Raw genomic sequence first — 21,274 nt, forward strand, 5'->3', positions numbered from 1 at the left:
CTGTAAATCTGTCGCGCAAGCTACGCAGGTTCGAACCCTGCACCAGCCACTGGATTACCAGACCGGCCCGGACAGCGGAAACGCTGTTCGGGCCGGTTCTGTTTTCAGGGGGTGGCGAGGAGGAGGGCGGCTGCGGCGGGGGTGTCGGGGGCCGTGCGGGTCGGGGTGGGGTGGGACGGGGGGAGTGGCGGGGCCGGGGCCGGGGTGATCCAGATGGAGCGGAGGCCGGCCGCGTGGGCGCCCTGGATGTCGGTGGCGGGGTTGTTGCCGACCATCCAGGTGTCGGGGGTGAGGGTGCGGCCGAGGCGGGCGGCGGCGAGGCGGAAGATCTCGGGGGCGGGTTTGCGGGCGCCGGCCTCCTCGGAGACGCAGACGGCGTCGACGGCGGTGAGCAGGCCGGTGCGGGCGAGTTTGGCGCGCTGGATGTCGGTGCAGCCGTTGGTGACCACGGCGATGGTCCAGCCGGCCTCGCGGAGGGCGGCGAGGGCGGCGGGGACGCCGGGGATCAGGTGGGTGCGGGCGGCCTCCTGGGCGACGTGGCCGTCCCAGAGGTCCTGGCCGGTGTGCGGGAGGCCGTAGCGGGCGGCGATCCGGGCGAACCCGGCGGGGGAGCGGTCGGCGCAGTAGAGGTCGAGGACGGCGGGGGCGGCTTCGGTTGGGAGGCCGTGGGCGGCACAGAAGGCGGGGGCCCAGGCGTCCGCGCCGCCGTCACGTTCGACGAGCGTGTGGTCGAGGTCGATGAGGAGCAGTGGCTCAGGGTTGCCGGTCATGTGCGGAGCGTAATCCACCGAGTCGGCGGAGTGTTATTGCGCATGACTTGCAATTGCCCAGTGGAGACAGCAGAGTGGAAGCCAGGGGGCGGGCAGGGCCGTTCAGCCTCGCCGTCGAGTGGTCCCGGGCGTGCCGACACGCGCAGGGAGTCCTTCGTCCGAGCTGGTCGTCTTCCCAACCGGCGCCCGCCGGGACAACGGCCCGCCCGCCCCCGGCCACTGTGACCGGCCATCTGCGACCGGCCCCGCTGCGGCCGGGCCCACCGGGAGCGTCGTCGGGACGCCCGGTTCATCACCCGAGTGCGTGGCCGGCCCCTGGGGGGAGTACCTGCCGCACAACCGGTCTGCGTTCCGGCAGCACGAGCGGCTGTCGACGCGCGAGAGCGTCTGACGGGCCGTGAGCGGCGACGCCCCTTAGAACCCAAGCCCGCTGTCCCGGGGCCCCGCCGTGTGCCGGGGGCGGCCGTCGTATGGAGGCCGTCAACAATCGAACGGGCGCCGTATGGAGGGCGTCAAGAGCGGCGGAAACGCCCCGTGAGGGCGCTTGGCTGGCCTTGCCGGCCCGCCGCCGGCGCCGCGACCGGGCCCGCAGGGGCGGGCTCGCGGCCACCTCCGAACCGCTGTGGTGGAGCCCATGTCCGATCTGATCTACGTCGCCGTCACGGTCGCCGTGTTCGGCGTCATCGCCCTGATCGCGCGGGGGGTGGAGAAGCTGTGAGTGAGCGCAGCGAACGAACCATCGAGAGGTGCGGGTTGCGCGAAGCGCCTGCCGAGCGGAGCGAGGTGGGCGCATGAGCAGCGAGAACGTCGTGGGTCTGCTCGTGGCCGTCGCCCTCGTCGGCTACCTCGTCGTGGCGCTGATCTACCCGGAGAAGTTCTGACATGAGCTCCACTCTCGCGGGCTGGCTGCAGTTCCTGGCGCTGGTGGGCGCCCTGGTGCTGTGCTACCGCCCCCTGGGCGACTACATCGCCCGTATCCTCACCACCTCCAAGCACCTCAGAGTCGAACGCGGCCTGTACCGGGTGATCGGCGTGGACGGCGACGCCGACCAGCGCTGGCCGGTGTACCTGCGCTCGGTGCTGGCCTTCTCGGCCGTCTCGGTGCTCTTCCTCTACGGTCTGATCCGGCTGCAGGGCCACCTGCTGCTGAGCCTGGGCGTGCCGCAGATGGACGGGCACCAGGCGTGGAACACCGCGATCTCCTTCGTCGCCAACACCAACTGGCAGTCCTACAGCGGTGAGGCCGCGATGGGGCACCTGGTGCAGATGGCCGGGCTGGCGGTGCAGAACTTCGTCTCGGCCGCCGTCGGCATCGCGATCGTGGCGGCGCTGATCCGCGGGTTCACCCGCAACCGCACCGACCGGCTGGGCAACTTCTGGGTGGACCTCACCCGGGTGAGCCTGCGCCTGCTGCTGCCGGTCTCGGTCGTCTTCGCCCTCGCGCTGGTCGCGACCGGCGTGGTGCAGAACCTGCACGGCTTCCACGAGGTGGCCACCCTGGCCGGGGACCCGCAGGCGGTCCCGGGCGGGCCGGTGGCTTCGCAGGAGGTCATCAAGCTGCTGGGCACCAACGGCGGCGGCTTCTACAACGCCAACTCGGCGCACCCGTTCGAGAATCCGACCGGGATGAGCAACGTCCTGGAGGTCTTCCTCATCCTGCTGATCCCGTTCGCGCTGCCGCGGGCGTTCGGCCGGATGGTGGGGGACCACCGCCAGGGCTACGCGATCGTCGCCGTGATGGGCCTGTTCTGGGCCGCCTCGGTCGCCCTGATCACCTTCTTCGAGGCGCAGCACTCCGGTGGCGCCCTGCAGAGCGCGGGTGCGGCGATGGAGGGCAAGGAACAGCGGTTCGGCATCGCGGCGTCCAGCCTGTTCGCGGCGTCGACCACGCTGACCTCGACCGGTGCGGTCAACTCCTTCCACGACTCGTTCACGCCGTTCGGCGGCGGGATCACGATGTTCAACATGATGCTGGGTGAGATCGCGCCCGGCGGGGTGGGCTCGGGCCTGTACGGGATGCTGGTGCTGGCGATCGTCGCGGTGTTCGTGGCCGGGCTGATGGTGGGGCGGACCCCGGAGTACCTGGGCAAGAAGCTGGGCGGGCGGGAGATGAAGTTCGCCTCCCTGTACATCCTGACCACGCCGACGATCGTGCTGGTCGGCACGGGTGTGGCGATGGCGCTGCCGGGCGAGCGGGCCGGGATGCTGAACTCCGGTGCGCACGGGTTCTCCGAGGTGCTGTACGCGTTCACCTCCGGTGCGAACAACAACGGTTCGGCCTTCGCCGGCATCACCGTCAACACCGACTGGTACGACACCGCGATCGGCCTGGCGATGGTGTTCGGCCGGTTCCTGCCGATGGTCTTCGTCCTGGCGCTGGCCGGTGCGCTGGCGCAGCAGCAGCCCGTCCCCGCCACCCCGGGCACCCTGCCCACCCACAAGCCGCTGTTCGTGGGCCTGCTGTCGGGCGTCGTCCTGATCGTCGTCGGTCTCACCTACTTCCCGGCCCTGGCTCTCGGGCCGATCGCGGAAGGTCTCTCCTGATGTCGTCCACCCTTACCGACAAGCCGGCCGTGCAGCCGGAGGCGCCCGCCGGGGCGGCGCCGCACAGAGTCTCCGGCGGGCTTCTCGACCCCAAGATGATCGTGAAGTCCCTGCCGGACGCGGTGAAGAAGCTCGACCCCCGGGTGATGGTCAAGAACCCGGTGATGTTCGTGGTCGAGGTCGGCTCGGTGGTCACCACCGTCGCCGCGATGGCCGATCCGAGCGTGTTCGCCTGGTCGATCACCGTCTGGCTCTGGCTGACCACGATCTTCGCCAACCTGGCGGAGGCCGTGGCCGAGGGCCGCGGCAAGGCGCAGGCCGACACGCTGCGCAAGACCAAGACCGAGAGCGTCGCCCGCCGCCTGACCAACTGGCCTGCCACGCAGGCGGAGGAGGAGGTCCCGGGGACCGCGCTGCGCCTCGGCGACCACGTGGTGGTCGAGGCCGGGCAGGTCATCCCGGGCGACGGTGACGTGGTCGAGGGCGTCGCGAGCGTGGACGAGTCGGCGATCACGGGTGAGTCCGCGCCGGTCATCCGCGAGTCCGGCGGCGACCGCAGCGCCGTGACCGGTGGCACCAAGGTGCTGTCCGACCGGATCGTGGTGAGGATCTCGTCCGAGCCGGGCAAGACCTTCATCGACCGGATGATCGCCCTGGTGGAGGGCGCGGCCCGGCAGAAGACGCCGAACGAGATCGCGCTGAACATCCTGCTCGCCTCGCTGACCATCGTCTTCCTGGTCGCCGTGGTGACCCTCCAGCCGATGGCCACCTACGCCGGTGCGCCGCAGTCGATGATCGTGCTGGTGGCCCTGATCGTGGCGCTCATCCCGACCACCATCGGCGCGCTGCTCTCCGCGATCGGCATCGCCGGGATGGACCGGCTGGTGCAGCGCAACGTGCTGGCGATGTCCGGCCGTGCGGTGGAGGCCGCGGGCGACGTCAACACCCTGCTGCTCGACAAGACCGGCACCATCACCCTCGGCAACCGCCAGGCCGCCGAGTTCCTCCCGGCCAACGGTGTCACGGTGGATGCGCTGGCGAGCGCCGCGCAGTTGTCGTCCCTGGCCGACGAGACCCCGGAGGGCCGCTCGATCGTCGTGCTCGCCAAGACCGGGTACGGCCTGCGGGCCCGCGCCCGGGGCGAGCTGACCCACGCCACCTGGGTGCCGTTCACCGCGCAGACCCGGATGTCCGGCGTCGACCTGGACGAGCCGCAGGGGGTCCACCAGGTCCGCAAGGGCGCGGCCGGTTCGGTGACCACGTGGGTGGCGGAGAACGGCGGCACGGTCGGCGCGGACATCGCCGAACTGGTCGACGGCATCTCGGCGGCCGGCGGCACCCCGCTGGTCGTCGCCTCGCGGATCGGCACCGCGGCACCCAAAGCCCTCGGCGTCATCCACCTCAAGGACGTGGTCAAGGAGGGCATGCGGGAGCGGTTCGACGAGCTGCGCCGGATGGGCATCAAGACCATCATGATCACCGGCGACAACCCGCTGACCGCCAAGGCGATCGCGGAGGAGGCTGGCGTGGACGACTTCCTCGCCGAGGCCACCCCCGAGGACAAGATGGCCCTGATCAAGAAGGAGCAGGCCGGCGGCAAGCTGGTCGCGATGACGGGTGACGGCACCAACGACGCCCCGGCGCTGGCCCAGGCCGACGTCGGCGTCGCGATGAACACCGGGACCATGGCGGCCAAGGAGGCCGGCAACATGGTCGACCTCGACTCCGACCCGACCAAGCTGATCGAGATCGTCGAGATCGGCAAGCAGCTCCTGATCACCCGCGGCGCACTGACCACCTTCTCGATCGCCAACGACGTCGCGAAGTACTTCGCGATCATCCCGGCGATGTTCGCGGCGGTCTACCCGGGCCTGGACAAGCTCAACGTCATGGGTCTGCACAGCCCCCAGTCCGCGATCACCTCGGCGATCGTCTTCAACGCCCTGGTCATCATCGGCCTCATCCCGCTCGCCCTGCGCGGTGTGAAGTACCGCCCCTCGGACGCAAGTTCGCTGCTGCGCCGCAACCTCGGGCTGTACGGCTTCGGCGGTCTGGTCGTCCCCTTCATCGGGATCAAGGCGATCGACCTGGTCGTCCAGTTCATCCCCGGCCTGAGCTGACCCGCGGAAAGGAGAGAACGCATCATGTCCAAGCCCCTGCCCACCACCGTGCGCACGCACGTCACCGCGCTGCGGATGCTGCTGGTGATGACGGTGATCCTCGGCCTCGCCTACCCGCTGCTGGTCAGCGGCCTCTCGCAGCTGGCCTTCGCGGACAAGGCCAACGGCTCGATCGTGAAGACGGCCGACGGCAAGGAGACCGGCTCCAGCCTGCTGGGCCAGAGCTACAACCTGCCCAAGCAGAACCCGGACGACGAGAACGAGCAGGCCCGGCCGGACCCGAAGTGGTTCCAGCCCCGCCCCTCGGCCAACAAGTACGACGGCAAGGTCTCCGGAGCCTCTAACCTGGGCCCGAACAGCGAGGACCTGACCAAGACGATCGAGGACCGCCGGGCCGCGGTCGCCGCGTTCGACGGCGTCGACCCGGCGAGCGTGCCGGCGGACGCGGTCACCGCCTCCGGCTCGTCGCTGGACCCGCACATCTCGGTCGCCTACGCCAAGGAGCAGGTCGACCGGGTCGCCAAGGCCCGGAACCTCTCGCCCGAGCAGCTGGACAAGCTGGTCGAGCAGCACACCGACGGCCGCTCACTCGGCTTCCTCGGCCAGGAGGGCGTGAACGTCGTCCTGCTCAACACCGCGCTGGCGGAGCAGAAGTGACAGCGCGATCGGATCCGTGAGACGGGCCGACCCGGGCCGGGGCACCACCCCGCGCCCGGGTCGGCCGACGTGTGCCCCCGCCCCCGGACCACGACGAAAGAGCAGCGCCCATGGCCCGCGACCTCACCCCCGGCACCGGCCCCCGCCGCGGCCGGCTGAGGGTGTACCTCGGTTCCGCCCCCGGTGTCGGCAAGACCTACCGGATGCTGGACGAGGCCAGGCGCAGACGGCAGCGCGGCGCGGACGTCGTCGTCGGCTGGATCGAGTGCCACGGACGCCGCCACACCGAGTCCATGCTCACCGGCCTGGAGATCCTCCCCAGGGCACAACGCGCCTACCGGGGAACGGACTTCGAGGAGATGGACCTCGACACGGTCATCGCGCGCAAGCCCGCCGTCGTCCTGGTCGACGAGCTCGCCCACACCAACATCCCCGGCGGGCGCCATGCCAAGCGCTGGCAGGACGTCGAGGAACTGCTGGACGCCGGGATCGACGTCATCACCACCGTCAACGTCCAGCACCTGGAATCGCTGAACGACGTCGTCCAGAAGATCACCGGCATCCCCCAGCGCGAGACCGTCCCCGACGAGGTGGTGCGCCGGGCCGACCAGATCGAACTCGTCGACATGGCCCCCCAGGCGCTGCGCCGCCGGATGGCCCACGGCAACGTCTACCGGGCGGAGAAGGTGGACGCCGCGCTCTCCCACTACTTCCGGGTCGGCAACCTGACGGCCCTGCGCGAGCTCGCCCTGCTCTGGGTGGCCGGGCGGGTCGACGAGGGCCTGCGCGACTACCGGGCCAGCCACGACATCGACCGCGTCTGGGAGACCCGCGAACGCGTCGTGGTCGCCCTCACCGGCGGCCCGGAGGGCGAGACGCTGATCCGGCGCGCCGCCCGGATCTCCGACCGGACGGCCGGCGGCGACCTGCTCGCCGTCCACGTCACCCGCAGCGACGGCCTGGCCGGCGCCTCCTCCGGGGCGCTCGCCCAGCAGCGGCAGCTGGTGGAGACCCTCGGCGGCAGCTACCACGTGGTGGTCGGCGACGACATCCCCACCGCCCTGCTGGCCTTCGCCCGCGCCCACGACGCCACCCAGCTTGTCCTCGGCACCAGCCGCCGCGGCCGGCTCAACCGTTTCCTCACCGGCCCGGGCAACGGCCAGACCATCGTGGACGCCTCCGAGGACATCGACGTCCACATGGTCACCCACGAATTCACCGGCCGCGGCCGGCTGCCCTCCCTCGGCCGCCGCCACTCCAAGCGCCGCACCGTGGCCGGCTACGCCGCCGGGCTCGCCCTGCCCTGGCTGCTCACCGCCCTCCTCTCGCAGTTCCACGGGACGGTGAACCTCACCACCGACGCGCTGATCTTCCAGCTCGGCGTGGTCGCCGTCGCCCTGCTCGGCGGCGCCTCCTCCGCCCTGCTGGCCTCCCTGGTCGCCTCGGTCCTGCTCAACTACTTCTTCATCCCGCCCGTCCACACCCTGACCATCGGCGAGACCAACAACCTGGTCGCCCTGATCGTCTTCGCCGCCGTCGCCCTCACCGTCTCCACCGTGGTCGACCACGCGGGCCGGCTCACCACCCGGGCCGCCCGGGCCACCGCCGAGGCCGAGACCCTCTCCACCCTGGCCGGCAGCGTGCTGCGCGGCGCGGACGCCCTGCCCGCCCTGCTGGAGAAGTCCCGCACCGCCTTCGCCATGGACTCCGTCGCCCTGCTGGACCGCACCGGCGGCGAGGTCCTGGCCGCCAGCGAGGGCGAGGGCGCACCGGAGCCCGGACAGTCCGCCGAGTCCACCGTGTCCGCCGAGTCCACCGAGGTCCCGGTCGGCGCCGACGCCGTGCTCGTCCTCACCGGCCGCCGGCTGCCCGCCGCCGGCCAGCGCGTCCTCACCGCCTTCGCCGCCCACGTCGGCGCCGCCCTGGAACGCGACCGGCTCGCCGTGGCCGCCGCCGAGGTCGAGCCGATCAGGGCCGCCGACCGGATGCGCACCGCCCTGCTCGCCGCCGTCAGCCACGACCTGCGCACCCCGCTCGCCGCCGCCCTCGCCTCGGTCGGCTCGCTGCGCAGCCCCGACGTCGAGTTCTCGCCCGAGGACCAGGCCGAACTGCTCGCCACCGCCGACGAGTCCCTGGTCAGGCTCACCCGGCTGGTGGACAACCTGCTCGACATGAGCCGCCTCCAGGCCGGCGCCCTCACCCTCCACCTCGCCGAGACCCACCTGGACGAGATCCTGCCCCGGGCGCTGGACACCCTCCCCGACCCGTCCGCCCCCGTGCAGCCGCTCGACCTCGACACCGCCCCGGCGGTCCTCGCCGACCCCCCGCTGCTGGAACGCGTCCTGGCCAACGTCATCACCAACGCGCTGCGGCACAACGCCCCCGGCGCACCCGTCCTGGTCACCGCCAGCCACCACGCCGAGCGGGTGGAGATCCGGGTGATCGACCGCGGCCCCGGAATCGCCCCCGGGGACCGCGACCGCGTCTTCCTCCCCTTCCAACGCCTCGGCGACACCGACAACACCACCGGCGTCGGCCTCGGCCTCGCGCTCTCCCGCGGCCTCGCCGAGGCCATGGGCGGCAGCCTGGAGGTCGAGGACACCCCCGGCGGCGGCACCACCATGCTGCTGACCCTGCCCGCCGCACACCCGGGAGGGGTGCACCCGGATGAGTGAAATCCTGGTCGTCGACGACGAGCCGGCCCTGCTGCGCACCCTGCGGATCAACCTCAGCGCCCGTCAGTACGCCGTCCGCACCGCCGCCAGCGGGGGCGAGGCGCTGGACCGTGCCGCGCACACCGCACCCGACGCCGTCCTGCTCGACCTCGGCCTGCCGGACCTGGACGGCATGGAGGTCATCCGCGGCCTGCGCAGCCGCAGCGCGGTGCCGATCATCGTGCTCTCCGGCCGTTCCGGCGCCGCCGACAAGGTGGGCGCGCTGGACGCCGGCGCCGACGACTACCTCACCAAGCCCTTCCTGATGGAGGAACTGCTGGCCAGGCTGCGCGCCGTCCTGCGGCGGCCGCCGGGCGGCGGGCCCGCGCCGGCCGCGCCGGTGATCGGCGACCACACCGTGGACCTCGCCGCCACCACGGTGACCGGTCCCGGCGGCCCGGTCCGGCTGACCCCCATCGAGTGGCGGATCCTCACCCTGCTGCTGGCCAACCCCGGCCGGCTGGTGCCCGGCCGGCAGATCCTGCGCGAGGTGTGGGGCCCGGCCCAGGAGGGGCGCGGCAACTACCTGCGGGTCTACCTGGCCGGCCTGCGGCGCAAGCTGGAACGCGACCCGGGCCGCCCGCGCCACCTGATCACCGAGCCCGGCATCGGCTACCGCTACGAGCCCTGAGCCCCGGTCAGCCCGGGCGCCGGCGGGAGGGCGCGCGTCCGGAGCCGTGCGCCGCTGTCACCCGTTCAGCTCCCGTCCAGGCCGCCCGACTGCCGGGGCAGCGCCAGCACCACCGTGTCGGCGAACTCCCGCACCGCACTGGTCCGGCTGACCACCCGTCCGCTGTGCACCACCAGCCGGCTGTGTCCGCCCGCGAGCGCCCCCGCCAGGCTGTCCCCGCGCACCGCCAGCAGCTCCGCCGGGAACCCGGCGTCCACCCGGACCGGCGGCAGCCCGAGCGCCGCCCGCGCCTGGTTCGCCACCGCGTCGTACGCCGCCTCCGGCCCCAGCGCTCCGCTCGCCGCCAGCAGGTACGCGGCCTCCAGCGGATCCGCCCGGCCCACCGGGTTGGCCGGGTCGCGCAGGGCGCCGCTGCCCGCCGCGAGCGGCACCCGCGCGTCCACCAGCTCGCGCAGCAGCTCCGGCCGCAGCACCGGGGCCCGGCCCTCCAGTCCGGTGCAGCAGCCGTTCTGCGGCAGGCAGACCACCCGGACGCCGCTGGTGGCCAGCACCGTCGCCGCGCCCGGCGTCAGCGCCCCGCACGGGCCGAGCACCACCCGGGGCCGCAGCGGGGCGAGCGCGCTCGCCAGCCGGGCCAGCTGCGCCGGCTCGGCGGCCGTGGTGTGCAGGTCGACCGGGCAGTCCGCCTCCCGGGCGGCCTCCAGCAGCACCCGGACGTACCCCGCCGGGTCGGGGTCCAGCTCCGGACAGCCGCCGGCCGCCGTGGCGCCCAGTTTGAGCGCCTCGCGCAGCTGGGCCCGGCCGTCCGCCCCGGCCCGGCCGGTGAGCAGCCGGGGCATCGCGACAGCCTGCAGCTCGGCGAGGCCGCGCAGTGCCTGCCGGGCGGTGAGCACCGCCTCCAGCCGGCGCAGCCCGTGCACGTCGCCGATCCGGACGTGGGTCCGCTGGGCGGTGGCGCCGTAGCCGAGCGAGGTGAGCGCCGCCTCGGTGACCCGCCGGGTGAGGTCGGCGGAGGTCTCCGGCGGCGGGGCGGGCAGGGCGGCGGCGAAGGCGGCGTCGTAGTGGGCGTGCGCCTCGGCCGGGGCCGGCAGCAGCAGGTAGCCCCGGAGGTCGATCCGGGCGCCGGTGGTGGCGGTGGGGGCGCCGGGCAGGGCGGGCAGCGGGCCGAGGCTGCCGGCGGTGCCGACGGCCTGGATCCGGTCGCCGCTGATCCGGACGTCCACCACCCGGCCGTCGGCGAGCCGGGCGTCGGTGAGCAGCAGGACGGGGCCGTGCCCGAGCGGGTTGGCCGCCGGGCCGGGCCCGGAGTGCGGCCCGTCGGCGGCTGCGCTGTCCATCGCCCGGCTCCCTACTCGCGCTGGCCCGTCCCGGCCGGGCCGGCCCGATGGGCGGCCCGTCCCGGTCAATGAGCGACGAGCCTATGGCGCGCGGGCACGGGCCGCCGGGAGGCGGGCATCGGTCGTGTCGGGCCGGGCCGCGCCGTCGGGGGCCGGTCGAACGCCAGGCCTTCGATCGCTCGCCCGTCCGTGCCGCCGACCTGCGGACTTCACGGCGGGATACGGATTTCACCTCTGGGCGCGGAACGTGTAATGTCTTCCTCGTTCGCCCCTATAGCTCAGTCGGTAGAGCGTCTCCATGGTAAGGAGAAGGTCTGCGGTTCGATTCCGCATGGGGGCTCTGGTGAGAGGGAGTCAGCTTCGGCTGTGCTCCGGATCACTGTGGCGGTGTAGCTCAGTTGGTAGAGCAAGCGGCTCATAATCGCTGTGTCACCGGTTCAAGTCCGGTCACCGCTACCCCGCGTAGTCGGTCGGGAGATCGCACTCCCGGTCGGCTACTCTTGTTGTGTTCTTATTCATTGTCCAAGGAAGGCACTCCCGTGGCTGCCACCGACGTCCGCCCGAAGATCACGCTGGCCTGCGTGGAGTGCAAGGAGCGGAACTACATCACCAAGAAGAACCGGCGTAACGACCCGGACCGTCTTGAGATGAAGAAGCACTGCCCCCGCTGCAACTCGCACACCGCGCACCGCGAGACCCGCTGACCCTGTTGCAGGGCGCCGGGCCTGTGTGAATCCAGGTCTCCGACTCCGGGCCGTACCCCTCGCTGGGTGCGGCCCGGAGTCTTTTTCGTCACCCACCGGACTGTTCGAGGAGTTGCCCGTGGCACTCGACCCCTCCTTCATCGGGCGGACCTACCCGCCCACCGAGCCGTACGAGGTCGGCCGGGAGAAGATCCGTGAGTTCGCGGTCGCCGTCGGCGACGCCAACCCGGCGTACACCGACCCGGAGGCGGCCAGGGCGCTCGGCCACCAGGACGTCATCGCCCCGCCGACCTTCCCCTTCGTGCTCACCTTCCAGGCCGCCGCCCAGGTGGTCCAGGACCCCGAGCTGGGCCTGGACTACAGCCGGGTGGTGCACGGCGACCAGAAGTTCGCGTACACCCGCCCGGTGCGGGCCGGCGACCGGCTCACGGTCGCGGTGACCATCGACAACATCAAGTCGCTGGCCGGCAACGACGTGCTCACGGTGCGCGGCGAGGTGACGGACGCCGACGGCGGGCACGTGGTGACGTCGGTCATGACCCTGGTGGCCCGGGCCGCCGACGAGTCGGGGGAGTAACGCGATGGCGATCAGCTACGACGAGGTCGCGGCCGGCACCGAGCTGCCCGCGCAGTCCTTCCCCGTGACGCGCGCCACCCTGGTGCAGTACGCGGGCGCCTCCGGCGACTTCAACCCGATCCACTGGAACGAGAAGTTCGCCACCGAGGTCGGCCTGCCGGACGTCATCGCGCACGGCATGTTCACCATGGCCGAGGCGATCCGGGTGGTCACCGACTGGGTCGGCGACCCGGCCGCGGTGGTCGAGTACGGCGTCCGCTTCACCCGTCCGGTGCCGGTGCCCAACGACGGCGTCGGCTCCGTGATCGAGGTCACCGGCAAGGTGGCGAAGCTGCTGGACGACCGCAAGGTCCAGGTCGACCTGGTGGCGACCTACGCCGGCCAGAAGGTCCTCGGCATGTCCAGGGCCGTCGTCCGGCTGGCCTGAGCGGCGGGCGGCGTACGGGCTCCCCGTACGCTGGGGGGCGTGCTGGTAGAACTCGACGCCCCCCTCGCCCCGCTGACCACCCTCCGGCTCGGCGGCCCCGCCCGCCGGCTGGTGACCGCGACCACCGACGAGGACGTGATCGCCGCCGTCCGCGAGGCCGACGCGGCCGGCGAGCCGCTGCTGGTCCTCGGCGGCGGCTCCAACCTGGTGATCGGCGACGCCGGCTTCGCCGGCACCGTGCTGCGGATCGCCACCACCGGCTTTCTGCTGGACGGCACCGCCCTGGAGCTGGCCGCGGGCGAGGTCTGGGCCGACGCGGTCGCCCGCACGGTGGACCACGGCCTGGCCGGCATCGAGTTCCTGGCCGGCATCCCCGGCTCGGCCGGCGCCACGCCGGTCCAGAACGTCGGCGCCTACGGCCAGGAGGTGGCGCAGTCCGTCACCGAGGTGGTCGCCTACGACCGCCGGGCCGGCGAGGTCGTCACCCTCTCCAACGCCGAGTGCGCCTTCTCCTACCGGCACAGCCGCTTCAAGGCCGACCCGGACCGCTACGTCGTCCTGCGGGTCCGCTTCGGCCTCCAGGACAACGGCGGGCTGTCCGCCCCGGTCGCCTACGCGGAGACCGCCCGGCACCTGGGCGTCGAGCCGGGCGAACCGGTGGCGCTGCGCGCGGCCTTCGAGGCCGTGCTGCGGCTGCGCTCCGGCAAGGGCATGGTGCTGGACGCCGCCGACCACGACACCTGGTCGGCCGGCTCCTTCTTCACCAACCCGGTGCTGACCGCCGAGCAGTACGCCGCCTTCCTGGCGCTGGTCGCCGGGCGCGAGCTCACCGCCCCCGCCTACCCGGCGCCGGACGGCTGCACCAAGACCTCGGCCGCCTGGCTGATCGACAAGGCCGGCTTCGGCAAGGGCTACGGCAGCGGCCCGGCGACCCTCTCCACCAAGCACACCCTGGCCCTGACCAACCGCGGCGCGGCCACCGCCGAGGACCTGCTGGCGCTGGCCCGGGAGATCCGCGACGGCGTCCGGGCGGCGTTCGGGGTGGAGCTGGTGAACGAGCCGGTGATGGTGGGCGTCAAGCTGTAGCCGACCCGTCCAGCAGCCAGGCGTCGATGTCCGCCAGCAGTTCCTTGCGGGTGCTCTCCGGGGCGCACGAGCCGCGGACCGACTGGCGGGCCAGCTCGGCGAGTTCCGCGTCGCCGAAGCCGAGCACGTCGCGGGCCAGGCCGTACTGCTCGGCCAGCCGGGTGCCGAACAGCAGCGGGTCGTCGGCGCCCAGGGCGAGCGGCACGCCCGCGTCGAACAGCCGGCGTAGCGGCACGTCCTCGGCGCGCTCGTAGACGCCGAGCGAGACGTTGGACGAGGGGCAGACCTCGCAGGTGACCTGACGGTCGGCCAGCCGCTGCATCAGCCGGGGGTCCTCGGCGGCCCGGACGCCGTGGCCGATCCGGCCCGCGCCGAGGTCGTCCAGGCAGTCCCGGACGGACTCCGGGCCGGCCAGCTCGCCGCCGTGCGGGGCGGCCAGCAGCCCGCCCTTGCGGGCGATGTCGAAGGCCCGGTCGAAGTCCCGGGCGAGGCCGCGCCGCTCGTCGTTGGAGAGGCCGAAGCCGACCACGCCCCGGTCGGCGTACCGGACGGCGAGCCGGGCCAGCGTCCGCGCGTCCATCGGGGACTTCATCCGGTTGGCCGCGACCAGCACGCGGATGCCGACGCCGGTGGCCGTGGAGGCGTGCTCCACCGCGTCGAGGATCAGTTCCAGGGCGGGGATCAGGCCGCCGAGCCGGGGTGCGTACGAGGTCGGGTCGACCTGGATCTCCAGCCAGCGCGAGCCGTCCCGCCGCTCGTCCTCGGCGGTCTCCAGCACCAGGCGGCGGATGTCGGACTCGTCCCGCAGGACGGAGCGGGCGGTGTCGTAGAGACGCTGGAAGCGGAACCAGCCGCGTTCGTCGGTGGCCCGCAGCTTGGGCGGCTCGCCGGAGCAGAGTGCCTCCGGCAGCCGGACGCCGTGCTTGTCGGCCAGCTCCAGCAGGGTGGCGGGGCGCATCGAGCCGGTGAAGTGCAGGTGCAGGTGGGCCTTCGGGAGGCCCCTGACGTCGCGCGGATTCAACAGGCGTTCCATCCGCCGATACTGCCGCATCGGACCCGGATACGGGAACCGCCCCCTTCGCGTCCCCCGAAGGGGTGAAAAGGGGGCGGCCTCGCGGGGCGGGTGCCGTCAGGCGGTCGCCTCGCCGAGCAGCTTCTGGATCCGGGCGACGCCCTCGACCAGGTCGGTGTCGCCGAGCGCGTACGACAGGCGCAGGTAGCCCGGGGTGCCGAAGGCCTCACCGGGGACGACCGCGACCTCGGCCTCGTCCAGGATCAGCGTGGCCAGCTCGGCGGAGGTCTGCGGACGCTGCCCGCGGATCTCCTTGCCCAGCAGGGCCTTGACGGACGGGTACACGTAGAACGCGCCCTCGGGCTCGGGGCAGAGCACGCCCTCGATCTCGTTGAGCATCTTCACGATGGTGCGGCGGCGCCGGTCGAAGGCGGTGCGCATCTCGTGCACGGCGGAGAGGTCGCCGGCGACGGCGGCGAGCGCGGCCCGCTGGGCGACGTTGGAGACGTTCGAGGTGGCGTGCGACTGCAGGTTGGTCGCGGCCTTGACGACGTCCTTGGGGCCGATCACCCAGCCCACCCGCCAGCCGGTCATCGCGTAGGTCTTGGCGACACCGTTGACCACGATGCACTTGTCGGCCAGCTCGGGCAGCAGGGCCGGCAGCGAGGTGAACTCGGCGTCGCCGTAGACCAGGTGCTCGTAGATCTCGTCGGTGAGCACCCAGAGGCCGTGCTCCAGCGCCCAGCGGCCGATCGCCTCGGCCTCGGCCCGGGTGTAGACCGCGCCGGTCGGGTTGGACGGCGAGACGAAGAGCACCACCTTGGTGTTCTCGGTGCGGGCGGCCTCCAGCTGCTCGACCGAGACCTTGTAGCCGGTGGTCTCGTCGGTCACGACCTCGACCGGGACGCCGCCGGCCAGCTGGATCGACTCCGGGTAGGTGGTCCAGTACGGCGCCGGGACGATGACCTCGTCGCCCGGGTCGAGGATCGCGGCGAAGGCCTCGTAGATGGCCTGCTTGCCGCCGTTGGTCACCAGCACCTGGGAGGCGTCCACCTCGTAGCCGGAGTCGCGCAGCGTCTTGGCGGCGATCGCGGCCTTCAGCTCGGGCAGGCCGCCGGCCGGGGTGTAGCGGTGGTTCCTCGGGTCGCGGCAGGCCTCGACGGCCGCCTCGACGATGTAGTCCGGGGTCGGGAAGTCCGGCTCGCCGGCGCCGAAGCCGATCACCGGCCGGCCGGCCGCCTTGAGGGCCTTGGCCTTGGCGTCCACGGCGAGGGTCGCGGACTCGGCGATCGCGCCGATCCGGGCGGACACGCGGCGGTCGGCGGGACGGACGGAACTGTCGGGCTGCGGGGTGGAAGCGCTCATGCCTGCATGGTCGCAGAACCGGGACGGACCGGGCATGGGGGTTTCACGATATGTACGGGCTCGTCCGCATGCCGGCGAGCCCCGGGACCGGCCGGGGGCGGGCCGCGGAGCCGGTCGTGGCAGGTCGGCTGCCCGACCTGCGCGGAAGAGGTTCGACCAAACACCCCTCGACCACGTACACTCACTCCTCGACGGCCACCGAGAAGCCAAAGCTTCCACTGTCTGTACATACAGCGGCGGGAGATGCGGTAGGTTGGTGGTCGCTACCGGAGCCGCGAGGCACCGTAGGGCAATAGCTCAATTGGTAGAGCACCGGTCTCCAAAACCGGCGGTTGGGGGTTCAAGTCCCTCTTGCCCTGCTGCTTGATCCGTACTCAGCCCGTTCGCTCCACAGAGCGAGCGGGCTTGATGCGGAGAGGGCACCGAACAGCACCGCTTTAGCCGGCCGCTCGTGCCCGATCGGGTACGCAGGTGATGATCGGCAGGACCCGGATTCAGGTGAGGACGAGTGACGGAGACCACGGGCTCCACCGCAACGCCTGAGAGCGGCAACCCCGAGGGTGCCGACGGCGCTGCCGAGACCACGCCCGCCGACGAGTCGCGCCGCGACCGCAAGCGGGGCAAGGGCGAGAAGAAGTCCGGCAAGCGGGCCAAGAAGGGCGTCTTCGCCCGGCTTGCGCTTTTCTACCGCCAGATCATCGCCGAGCTGCGCAAGGTCGTCTGGCCCACCCGCAGCGAGCTGGTCAACTACACCACCGTGGTGGTCGTGTTCGTCGTGGTCGTGATGGCCTTCGTGGCCGGTCTGGACTACGGGTTCTCGAAGCTCAGCCTCTGGATCTTCGGCTGACCGAGCCACCCCACCTTCGAAACAGCTTCCCGACCCGGGCCGATTCTTCGGCCCGGGTCGAGCTGTCGGCGCCGGACGTACGCGGCCGCTACCGTTGACTCGGTACTGTTGAAGTCTCCGAGGCTCCTGGCACCCGCGTGAGCGGCGTCCAGCCGGAGCGGCCCCGGAGCGCGCCACCTTCACCATCTCCAGGAAAGAAGCAGCCACCGTGTCTGAGTCCCCCCTGTACGACGCCGACGAGACCGTCCGCGAGGCGGATGTCGCCGCCGAGCTGGACGCGGCCGAGCTGGCTGACGACGCCGAGTCCGCCGAGCAGATCGTGGACGCCTCGGACAGTGACGAGGACGAGGTCGAGGCCTTCGACGAGGCCGAGGCCGGCGAGCCCGCCGAGGAGGCCGCGCTGCACGTGGAGTCCGACGAGGAGCTCGCCGCCGAGGAGGCCGAGGTCGAGGACGCCGAGGCCGAGGACGACGCCGAGGTCGAGGACGACGCCGAGGCCGAGCCCGCCGTCGAGGTCGACCCGGTCGCCAAGTTCCGCGAGGACCTGCGCTTCATGCCGGGCGAGTGGTACGTGATCCACACCTACGCCGGCTACGAGAACCGGGTGAAGCAGAACCTGGAGCAGCGTGCGGTCTCGCTGAACGTCGAGGAGTACATCTTCCAGGCCGAGGTGCCGCAGGAGGAGGTCGTCCAGATCAAGAACGGCGACCGCAAGACCATCCGCCAGAACAAGCTCCCCGGCTACGTCCTGGTGCGCATGGACCTCACCCCGGAGTCCTGGGGCGTCGTGCGCAACACCCCCGGTGTCACCGGCTTCGTCGGCAACGCCTACGACCCGTACCCGCTGACCCTGGACGAGGTCGTCAAGATGCTCGCCCCGGACGTCGAGCGCCAGGCGGCCAAGGAGGCCGGCAAGGCCTCTCCGGTCCGCCCGGTCGAGGTCCAGGTGCTCGACTTCGAGGTCGGCGACTCGGTCACCGTCACCGACGGTCCGTTCGCCACCCTGCAGGCGACCATCAACGAGATCAACCCCGACTCGAAGAAGGTCAAGGGCCTGGTCGAGATCTTCGGCCGGGAGACCCCGGTCGAGCTCTCCTTCGACCAGATCCAGAAGAACTAGTCCCACGGACTTCGGATTCGGGGCGGGGCCGAGGGCCCTGCCCCGAATCCGTTTTGGTCCAGCGGCTCCGAGCCGTTAGCCTGGTCCGATGTGTGTGCTGGCGACCGGGTGTCGCCCCGGTTCGGCACACACCAGCAATCACCTCTCGGAAGGACCCGGAGAGAAATGCCTCCCAAGAAGAAGAAGGTCACGGGGCTTATCAAGCTCCAGATCAACGCCGGTGCGGCCAACCCGGCGCCGCCGGTCGGCCCCGCGCTGGGTCAGCACGGCGTCAACATCATGGAGTTCTGCAAGGCCTACAACGCTGCGACCGAGTCGCAGCGCGGCATGATCGTGCCGGTGGAGATCACGGTCTACGACGACCGCTCCTTCACCTTCATCACGAAGACGCCGCCGGCCGCGCGCCTCATCCTGAAGGCCGCGGGCATCGACAAGGGCTCCAGCGAGCCGCACAAGACCAAGGTCGCCAAGCTCACCGGCGCCCAGGTCCGCGAGATCGCCACCACCAAGATGCCCGACCTGAACGCCAACGACCTGGACGCGGCGGCGAAGATCATCGCCGGCACCGCCCGGTCGATGGGCATCACCGTCGAGGGCTGAGCAGCCCCGTCCCGTCAGGGACTGATCTCTCAGTCTCGTCCCCCGTGGTAGGGCCTGCGCAGGCCCGTGACACCACAACTCCCATCACCATTCAGGAGCAGCAGTGAAGCGCAGCAAGGCTCTGAAGGCCGCGGACGCTCAGGTCGACCGCGAGCGCCTTTACGCCCCCCTCGAGGCCATCCGCCTCGCCAAGGCGACCAGCACCTCCAAGTTCGACGGCACCGTCGAGGTCGCCATGCGTCTGGGCGTCGACCCGCGCAAGGCCGACCAGATGGTCCGCAGCACCGTGATCCTCCCGCACGGCACCGGTAAGACCGCTCGGGTCCTGGTCTTCGCGACCGGCGAGCGTGCCGAGGCCGCGCGTGCTGCGGGTGCCGACATCGTCGGTGCCGACGAGCTCATCGACGAGGTCGCCAAGGGCAAGCTGGACTTCGACGCCGTCGTCGCCACCCCGGACCTCATGGGCAAGGTCGGCCGCCTCGGCCGCGTGCTCGGTCCCCGTGGTCTGATGCCGAACCCGAAGACCGGCACCGTCACCCCGGATGTCGCCAAGGCTGTCAACGACATCAAGGGCGGCAAGATCGAGTTCCGCGTCGACAAGCACTCGAACCTGCACTTCATCATCGGTAAGGTCTCCTTCACCGACGAGCAGCTGGTCGAGAACTACGCCGCCGCGCTGGACGAGGTGCTCCGCGCCAAGCCGTCCGCCGCCAAGGGCCGCTACATCAAGAAGACCGCGGTCTCCAGCACCATCGGCCCCGGCATCCCGGTGGACCCGAACCGCACCCGCAACCTCCTGGTCGAGGAGGACCCGGCCGCCGTCTGAGCCCTGAGCTCCGACCGGTAGCCGCGTCCTGGGCGCAGCATTCCGCACGTCGGGCCCGTACCCCCTTCACCGGGGGTGCGGGCCCGTCGTCGTTTCCGGATCGAGACCGGGACGGGGCGGACGCGCGGCGCGGCTCGTCGTACGCTCAGCCGGTCCGATCGTGTGATTGTGTGACCGCCGGAGTGTGCCGTGCCGCCCGCCCTTCGCCCCGCCGCCTGGGGGGCGGCCCTGCTGCTGCTCGCCGGCTGCCTCACCGCCTGCAGCCTGCTGGCCGTCTCGGGGGACCGCACGCCGGCCGGCGCGGCGGCGACCGTCCGGCCGCCCAAGCAGGTCCTGCTCTCGGCCGCCCAGGCCCTGGACGACTCCGGCGGCGCCCGCGTCCAGGCGGTCGAGGAGGGCCCGGCCGGGCGGCGCACCGCCACCGGCACGGTCACCTGGGGCGCCCGGGACACGGCCGACCTGACCGTCACCGACGAGCAGGGCACCGCCCGGCTGCGCGCCCAGGACGGATCACTCGAACTCGCCTACGACGGTGGGCCGGTGAAGCGCGCCGACCGGGCCGCCGCCGAGTCGCTGGACCCGCGAGCCCCCGGCGCGGCCTTCGCGGGCGGCTGGATCGGCGGGCTGGTCGCCAACCCGGGCGGTCCGGCGCACTCGATGGCTATGGCCGGAAAGCTCACCCCGCTCGGTGCCGAGCAGCTGGCCGGCACCACGGTCGCGCACTACCGGGGCTCGGCACCGGTCGCCGACTTCCTCGCCGCCGACGAGGGCCTGGCCCCGGAGCGGCGGGCCGTACTGGCCGGCTGGTACCAGCAGCAGGGGGTCGCCGCGATCGGCTACGACTTCTGGGTCGCGCCCGGCGACCGGCTGCTCCGGCTCCGCGCCACCGTCCAGGGCAGCGCCGGAACCGTGGTCACCACGACCGACGTCTCCGACCCCGGAACGCCCGCGGAGAGCCCGGCCGCGGCGGGGTGATCCCACCGGGCATATCCGGTGGGGAGCGTGTCCGGTGATTCGTTAGAGTCTCCCGAGACGACCCGAGTACCGGGTCGCAAGGGGGGGTTCTTCATGCGTGCTCTGCGCATCGCTGCCGTCGCCGTCACGGCGGCCGTCCTGGTCGCCGGGCTGACGGCCTGCGGCAGTGACGGCAAGGCCGGCACCAAGGCCGCGGGTGACGCGGCCCCCGGCAAGGCGCTCGAACTCGACCCGAAGGCGGCACTGGCCGCCTCGGCCCTGGTGATGCAGAAGGCCGGCAACGCGACGTTCACCGTCGCCGCGCCGGACGGCCTGGAGGCCAGGCCGGGCGCCGGCACCGCCAACTGGTCGGGGGCCAGGACGGCGGTGGAGTACGTCGCCGACGGCCAGGGGCAGAAGCTCAAGGTGCGGATGGTCGGCGGTGACGTCTACTACGGCGTCGGGGCCGCCGCCGGGGCGCCGGGCGAGCTCTGGGTGAAGGCGACGGACGTCGTGTGGCGGGCCAAGGCCGGCCCGTTCGTCATGCTGCTGGGCCAGACCGCCAACCCGGTGGTCCAGCTGGCCGCCGCCCAGTCGGGCCAGATCTCCAAGGGCGGGGCCGAGACCGTCGACGGCGTCCAGCTGACCCGCTACCGCTCGGTCGAGGAGGTCGCCACCGTGCTGGCCGCGGTCCCCGACCTCACGCCGGAGCGCCGTGCCGCGCTGCAGCAGGCCGTGGAGAAGAACGGCAAGACGCTCACCGTCGACTTCTGGCTCAACGCCAAGCAGGAACTCGTCCAGTACCGCGAGTTCGGCGAGAAGGACGGCGAGCAGAAGGCCGTGACCGTGAAGTACACCGGCCTCGGCAGCGCGCCGAAGGTCGAGGCGCCCGCCGAGAACCAGCTCGGCAAGGCCTCGGACCTCGCCAAGCTCCTCAACTGAGCCCACGAGCCGACCGGGCCCACGAGTCAACCGAGCCCACG

20 protein-coding genes and 3 tRNA genes are annotated in these 21,274 nt (G+C 72.2%); 19 read left to right on the forward strand and 4 right to left on the reverse strand.

The features are described 5' to 3' along the window. Positions 1-104: 104 nt before the first annotated feature. Positions 105-770, reverse strand: coding sequence for an HAD family hydrolase (locus ABZ885_RS12010; RefSeq protein ID WP_360186739.1), 666 nt, complete (start codon positions 768-770; stop codon positions 105-107). Positions 771-1,561: 791 nt separating this feature from the next. On the opposite strand from ABZ885_RS12010, the gene kdpF reads away from it, so the two are divergent. The 6 genes from kdpF to ABZ885_RS12040 all read left to right on the forward strand — a co-directional run bounded on the left by kdpF (position 1,562) and on the right by ABZ885_RS12040 (position 9,436). Further along, entirely contained in the window at positions 1,562-1,651 is a 90-nt protein-coding gene (gene kdpF, locus ABZ885_RS12015) for a K(+)-transporting ATPase subunit F (RefSeq protein WP_360186741.1), read from the forward strand. Between the two features lies 1 nt (position 1,652). Beyond that, complete coding sequence (kdpA, locus tag ABZ885_RS12020; protein WP_360186743.1) at positions 1,653-3,314, forward strand: potassium-transporting ATPase subunit KdpA; 1,662 nt, start codon at positions 1,653-1,655, stop codon at positions 3,312-3,314. Next, a complete protein-coding gene (kdpB, locus tag ABZ885_RS12025) occupies positions 3,314-5,434 on the forward strand; it encodes a potassium-transporting ATPase subunit KdpB (protein ID WP_360186745.1) in 2,121 nt (706 codons plus the stop codon). The genes kdpA and kdpB overlap by 1 nt, the downstream gene beginning before the upstream one ends. Positions 5,435-5,458: 24 nt before the next feature. Continuing rightward, positions 5,459-6,091, forward strand: coding sequence for a K(+)-transporting ATPase subunit C (gene kdpC, locus ABZ885_RS12030; RefSeq protein ID WP_360186747.1), 633 nt, complete (start codon positions 5,459-5,461; stop codon positions 6,089-6,091). A 110-nt stretch (positions 6,092-6,201) separates the two neighbouring features. After that, positions 6,202-8,766, forward strand: a complete 2,565-nt coding sequence (locus ABZ885_RS12035) for a sensor histidine kinase KdpD (protein ID WP_360186749.1) — start codon at positions 6,202-6,204, stop codon at positions 8,764-8,766. Beyond that, positions 8,759-9,436, forward strand: coding sequence for a response regulator (locus ABZ885_RS12040; RefSeq protein WP_360186751.1), 678 nt, complete (start codon positions 8,759-8,761; stop codon positions 9,434-9,436). The genes ABZ885_RS12035 and ABZ885_RS12040 overlap by 8 nt, the downstream gene beginning before the upstream one ends. Positions 9,437-9,501: 65 nt before the next feature. On the opposite strand, the gene ABZ885_RS12045 is transcribed toward ABZ885_RS12040, so the two are convergent. Then, entirely contained in the window at positions 9,502-10,773 is a 1,272-nt protein-coding gene (locus tag ABZ885_RS12045; RefSeq protein WP_360186753.1) for a hydrolase, read from the reverse strand. A gap of 267 nt (positions 10,774-11,040) precedes the next feature. On the opposite strand from ABZ885_RS12045, the gene ABZ885_RS12050 reads away from it, so the two are divergent. The 6 genes from ABZ885_RS12050 to ABZ885_RS12075 all read left to right on the forward strand — a co-directional run bounded on the left by ABZ885_RS12050 (position 11,041) and on the right by ABZ885_RS12075 (position 13,567). Further along, positions 11,041-11,113: transfer RNA gene (locus ABZ885_RS12050), tRNA-Thr, on the forward strand. A gap of 43 nt (positions 11,114-11,156) precedes the next feature. Then, positions 11,157-11,229, forward strand: a tRNA-Met gene (locus ABZ885_RS12055). An 83-nt stretch (positions 11,230-11,312) separates the two neighbouring features. Then, the gene (gene rpmG, locus ABZ885_RS12060) at positions 11,313-11,477 is read left to right on the forward strand and encodes a 50S ribosomal protein L33 (protein WP_006604855.1); all 165 of its coding nucleotides are present in this window, start codon (positions 11,313-11,315) and stop codon (positions 11,475-11,477) included. 118 nt (positions 11,478-11,595) lie between these two features. Further along, positions 11,596-12,054 (forward strand): MaoC family dehydratase N-terminal domain-containing protein, encoded by a 459-nt coding sequence (locus ABZ885_RS12065; RefSeq protein WP_360186755.1) that lies wholly within the window; start codon positions 11,596-11,598, stop codon positions 12,052-12,054. 4 nt (positions 12,055-12,058) lie between these two features. Then, the gene (locus ABZ885_RS12070; RefSeq protein WP_360186757.1) at positions 12,059-12,481 is read left to right on the forward strand and encodes a MaoC family dehydratase; all 423 of its coding nucleotides are present in this window, start codon (positions 12,059-12,061) and stop codon (positions 12,479-12,481) included. Positions 12,482-12,523: 42 nt separating this feature from the next. Continuing rightward, positions 12,524-13,567: a UDP-N-acetylmuramate dehydrogenase gene (locus ABZ885_RS12075; RefSeq protein WP_360186784.1), complete on the forward strand. Its 1,044-nt coding sequence runs from the start codon at positions 12,524-12,526 to the stop codon at positions 13,565-13,567. Here ABZ885_RS12075 and ABZ885_RS12080 read toward each other — a convergent pair. Together ABZ885_RS12080 and ABZ885_RS12085 are read right to left on the reverse strand one after the other, a co-directional pair. Next, positions 13,557-14,600: an adenosine deaminase gene (locus ABZ885_RS12080; RefSeq protein WP_360186759.1), complete on the reverse strand. Its 1,044-nt coding sequence runs from the start codon at positions 14,598-14,600 to the stop codon at positions 13,557-13,559. The genes ABZ885_RS12075 and ABZ885_RS12080 overlap by 11 nt on opposite strands. Positions 14,601-14,696: 96 nt before the next feature. Continuing rightward, positions 14,697-15,944: a pyridoxal phosphate-dependent aminotransferase gene (locus ABZ885_RS12085; RefSeq protein ID WP_360186761.1), complete on the reverse strand. Its 1,248-nt coding sequence runs from the start codon at positions 15,942-15,944 to the stop codon at positions 14,697-14,699. Between the two features lie 286 nt (positions 15,945-16,230). Here ABZ885_RS12085 and ABZ885_RS12090 point away from each other — a divergent pair. From ABZ885_RS12090 to ABZ885_RS12120, 7 genes are all read left to right on the forward strand, one after another. After that, a tRNA-Trp gene (locus ABZ885_RS12090) sits at positions 16,231-16,303 on the forward strand. A 149-nt stretch (positions 16,304-16,452) separates the two neighbouring features. Beyond that, positions 16,453-16,791 (forward strand): preprotein translocase subunit SecE, encoded by a 339-nt coding sequence (gene secE / locus ABZ885_RS12095; RefSeq protein WP_360186763.1) that lies wholly within the window; start codon positions 16,453-16,455, stop codon positions 16,789-16,791. A gap of 208 nt (positions 16,792-16,999) precedes the next feature. Continuing rightward, positions 17,000-17,911: a transcription termination/antitermination protein NusG gene (gene nusG / locus ABZ885_RS12100; protein ID WP_360186765.1), complete on the forward strand. Its 912-nt coding sequence runs from the start codon at positions 17,000-17,002 to the stop codon at positions 17,909-17,911. Positions 17,912-18,076: 165 nt separating this feature from the next. Next, positions 18,077-18,511, forward strand: a complete 435-nt coding sequence (gene rplK, locus ABZ885_RS12105) for a 50S ribosomal protein L11 (RefSeq protein ID WP_360186767.1) — start codon at positions 18,077-18,079, stop codon at positions 18,509-18,511. A gap of 103 nt (positions 18,512-18,614) precedes the next feature. Beyond that, positions 18,615-19,337: a 50S ribosomal protein L1 gene (gene rplA / locus ABZ885_RS12110; protein WP_360186769.1), complete on the forward strand. Its 723-nt coding sequence runs from the start codon at positions 18,615-18,617 to the stop codon at positions 19,335-19,337. 189 nt (positions 19,338-19,526) lie between these two features. After that, a complete protein-coding gene (locus ABZ885_RS12115; RefSeq protein ID WP_360186771.1) occupies positions 19,527-20,312 on the forward strand; it encodes a hypothetical protein in 786 nt (261 codons plus the stop codon). A gap of 93 nt (positions 20,313-20,405) precedes the next feature. After that, positions 20,406-21,233, forward strand: coding sequence for a hypothetical protein (locus ABZ885_RS12120; RefSeq protein ID WP_360186773.1), 828 nt, complete (start codon positions 20,406-20,408; stop codon positions 21,231-21,233). Positions 21,234-21,274 lie beyond the last annotated feature (41 nt).

The sequence above is a fragment of the Kitasatospora sp. NPDC047058 genome (assembly GCF_040643935.1).
Classification (GTDB): domain Bacteria; phylum Actinomycetota; class Actinomycetes; order Streptomycetales; family Streptomycetaceae; genus Kitasatospora.

Coding starts and splice junctions, on each gene's coding strand:
- ABZ885_RS12010 (WP_360186739.1), bottom strand. CDS start 770: ATGACCGGCAACCCTGAGCCACTGCTCCTCATCGACCTCGACCACACG.
- kdpF (WP_360186741.1), top strand. CDS start 1,562: ATGAGCAGCGAGAACGTCGTGGGTCTGCTCGTGGCCGTCGCCCTCGTC.
- kdpA (WP_360186743.1), top strand. CDS start 1,653: ATGAGCTCCACTCTCGCGGGCTGGCTGCAGTTCCTGGCGCTGGTGGGC.
- kdpB (WP_360186745.1), top strand. CDS start 3,314: ATGTCGTCCACCCTTACCGACAAGCCGGCCGTGCAGCCGGAGGCGCCC.
- kdpC (WP_360186747.1), top strand. CDS start 5,459: ATGTCCAAGCCCCTGCCCACCACCGTGCGCACGCACGTCACCGCGCTG.
- ABZ885_RS12035 (WP_360186749.1), top strand. CDS start 6,202: ATGGCCCGCGACCTCACCCCCGGCACCGGCCCCCGCCGCGGCCGGCTG.
- ABZ885_RS12040 (WP_360186751.1), top strand. CDS start 8,759: ATGAGTGAAATCCTGGTCGTCGACGACGAGCCGGCCCTGCTGCGCACC.
- ABZ885_RS12045 (WP_360186753.1), bottom strand. CDS start 10,773: ATGGACAGCGCAGCCGCCGACGGGCCGCACTCCGGGCCCGGCCCGGCG.
- ABZ885_RS12070 (WP_360186757.1), top strand. CDS start 12,059: ATGGCGATCAGCTACGACGAGGTCGCGGCCGGCACCGAGCTGCCCGCG.
- ABZ885_RS12080 (WP_360186759.1), bottom strand. CDS start 14,600: ATGGAACGCCTGTTGAATCCGCGCGACGTCAGGGGCCTCCCGAAGGCC.
- ABZ885_RS12085 (WP_360186761.1), bottom strand. CDS start 15,944: ATGAGCGCTTCCACCCCGCAGCCCGACAGTTCCGTCCGTCCCGCCGAC.
- rplK (WP_360186767.1), top strand. CDS start 18,077: ATGCCTCCCAAGAAGAAGAAGGTCACGGGGCTTATCAAGCTCCAGATC.
- ABZ885_RS12120 (WP_360186773.1), top strand. CDS start 20,406: ATGCGTGCTCTGCGCATCGCTGCCGTCGCCGTCACGGCGGCCGTCCTG.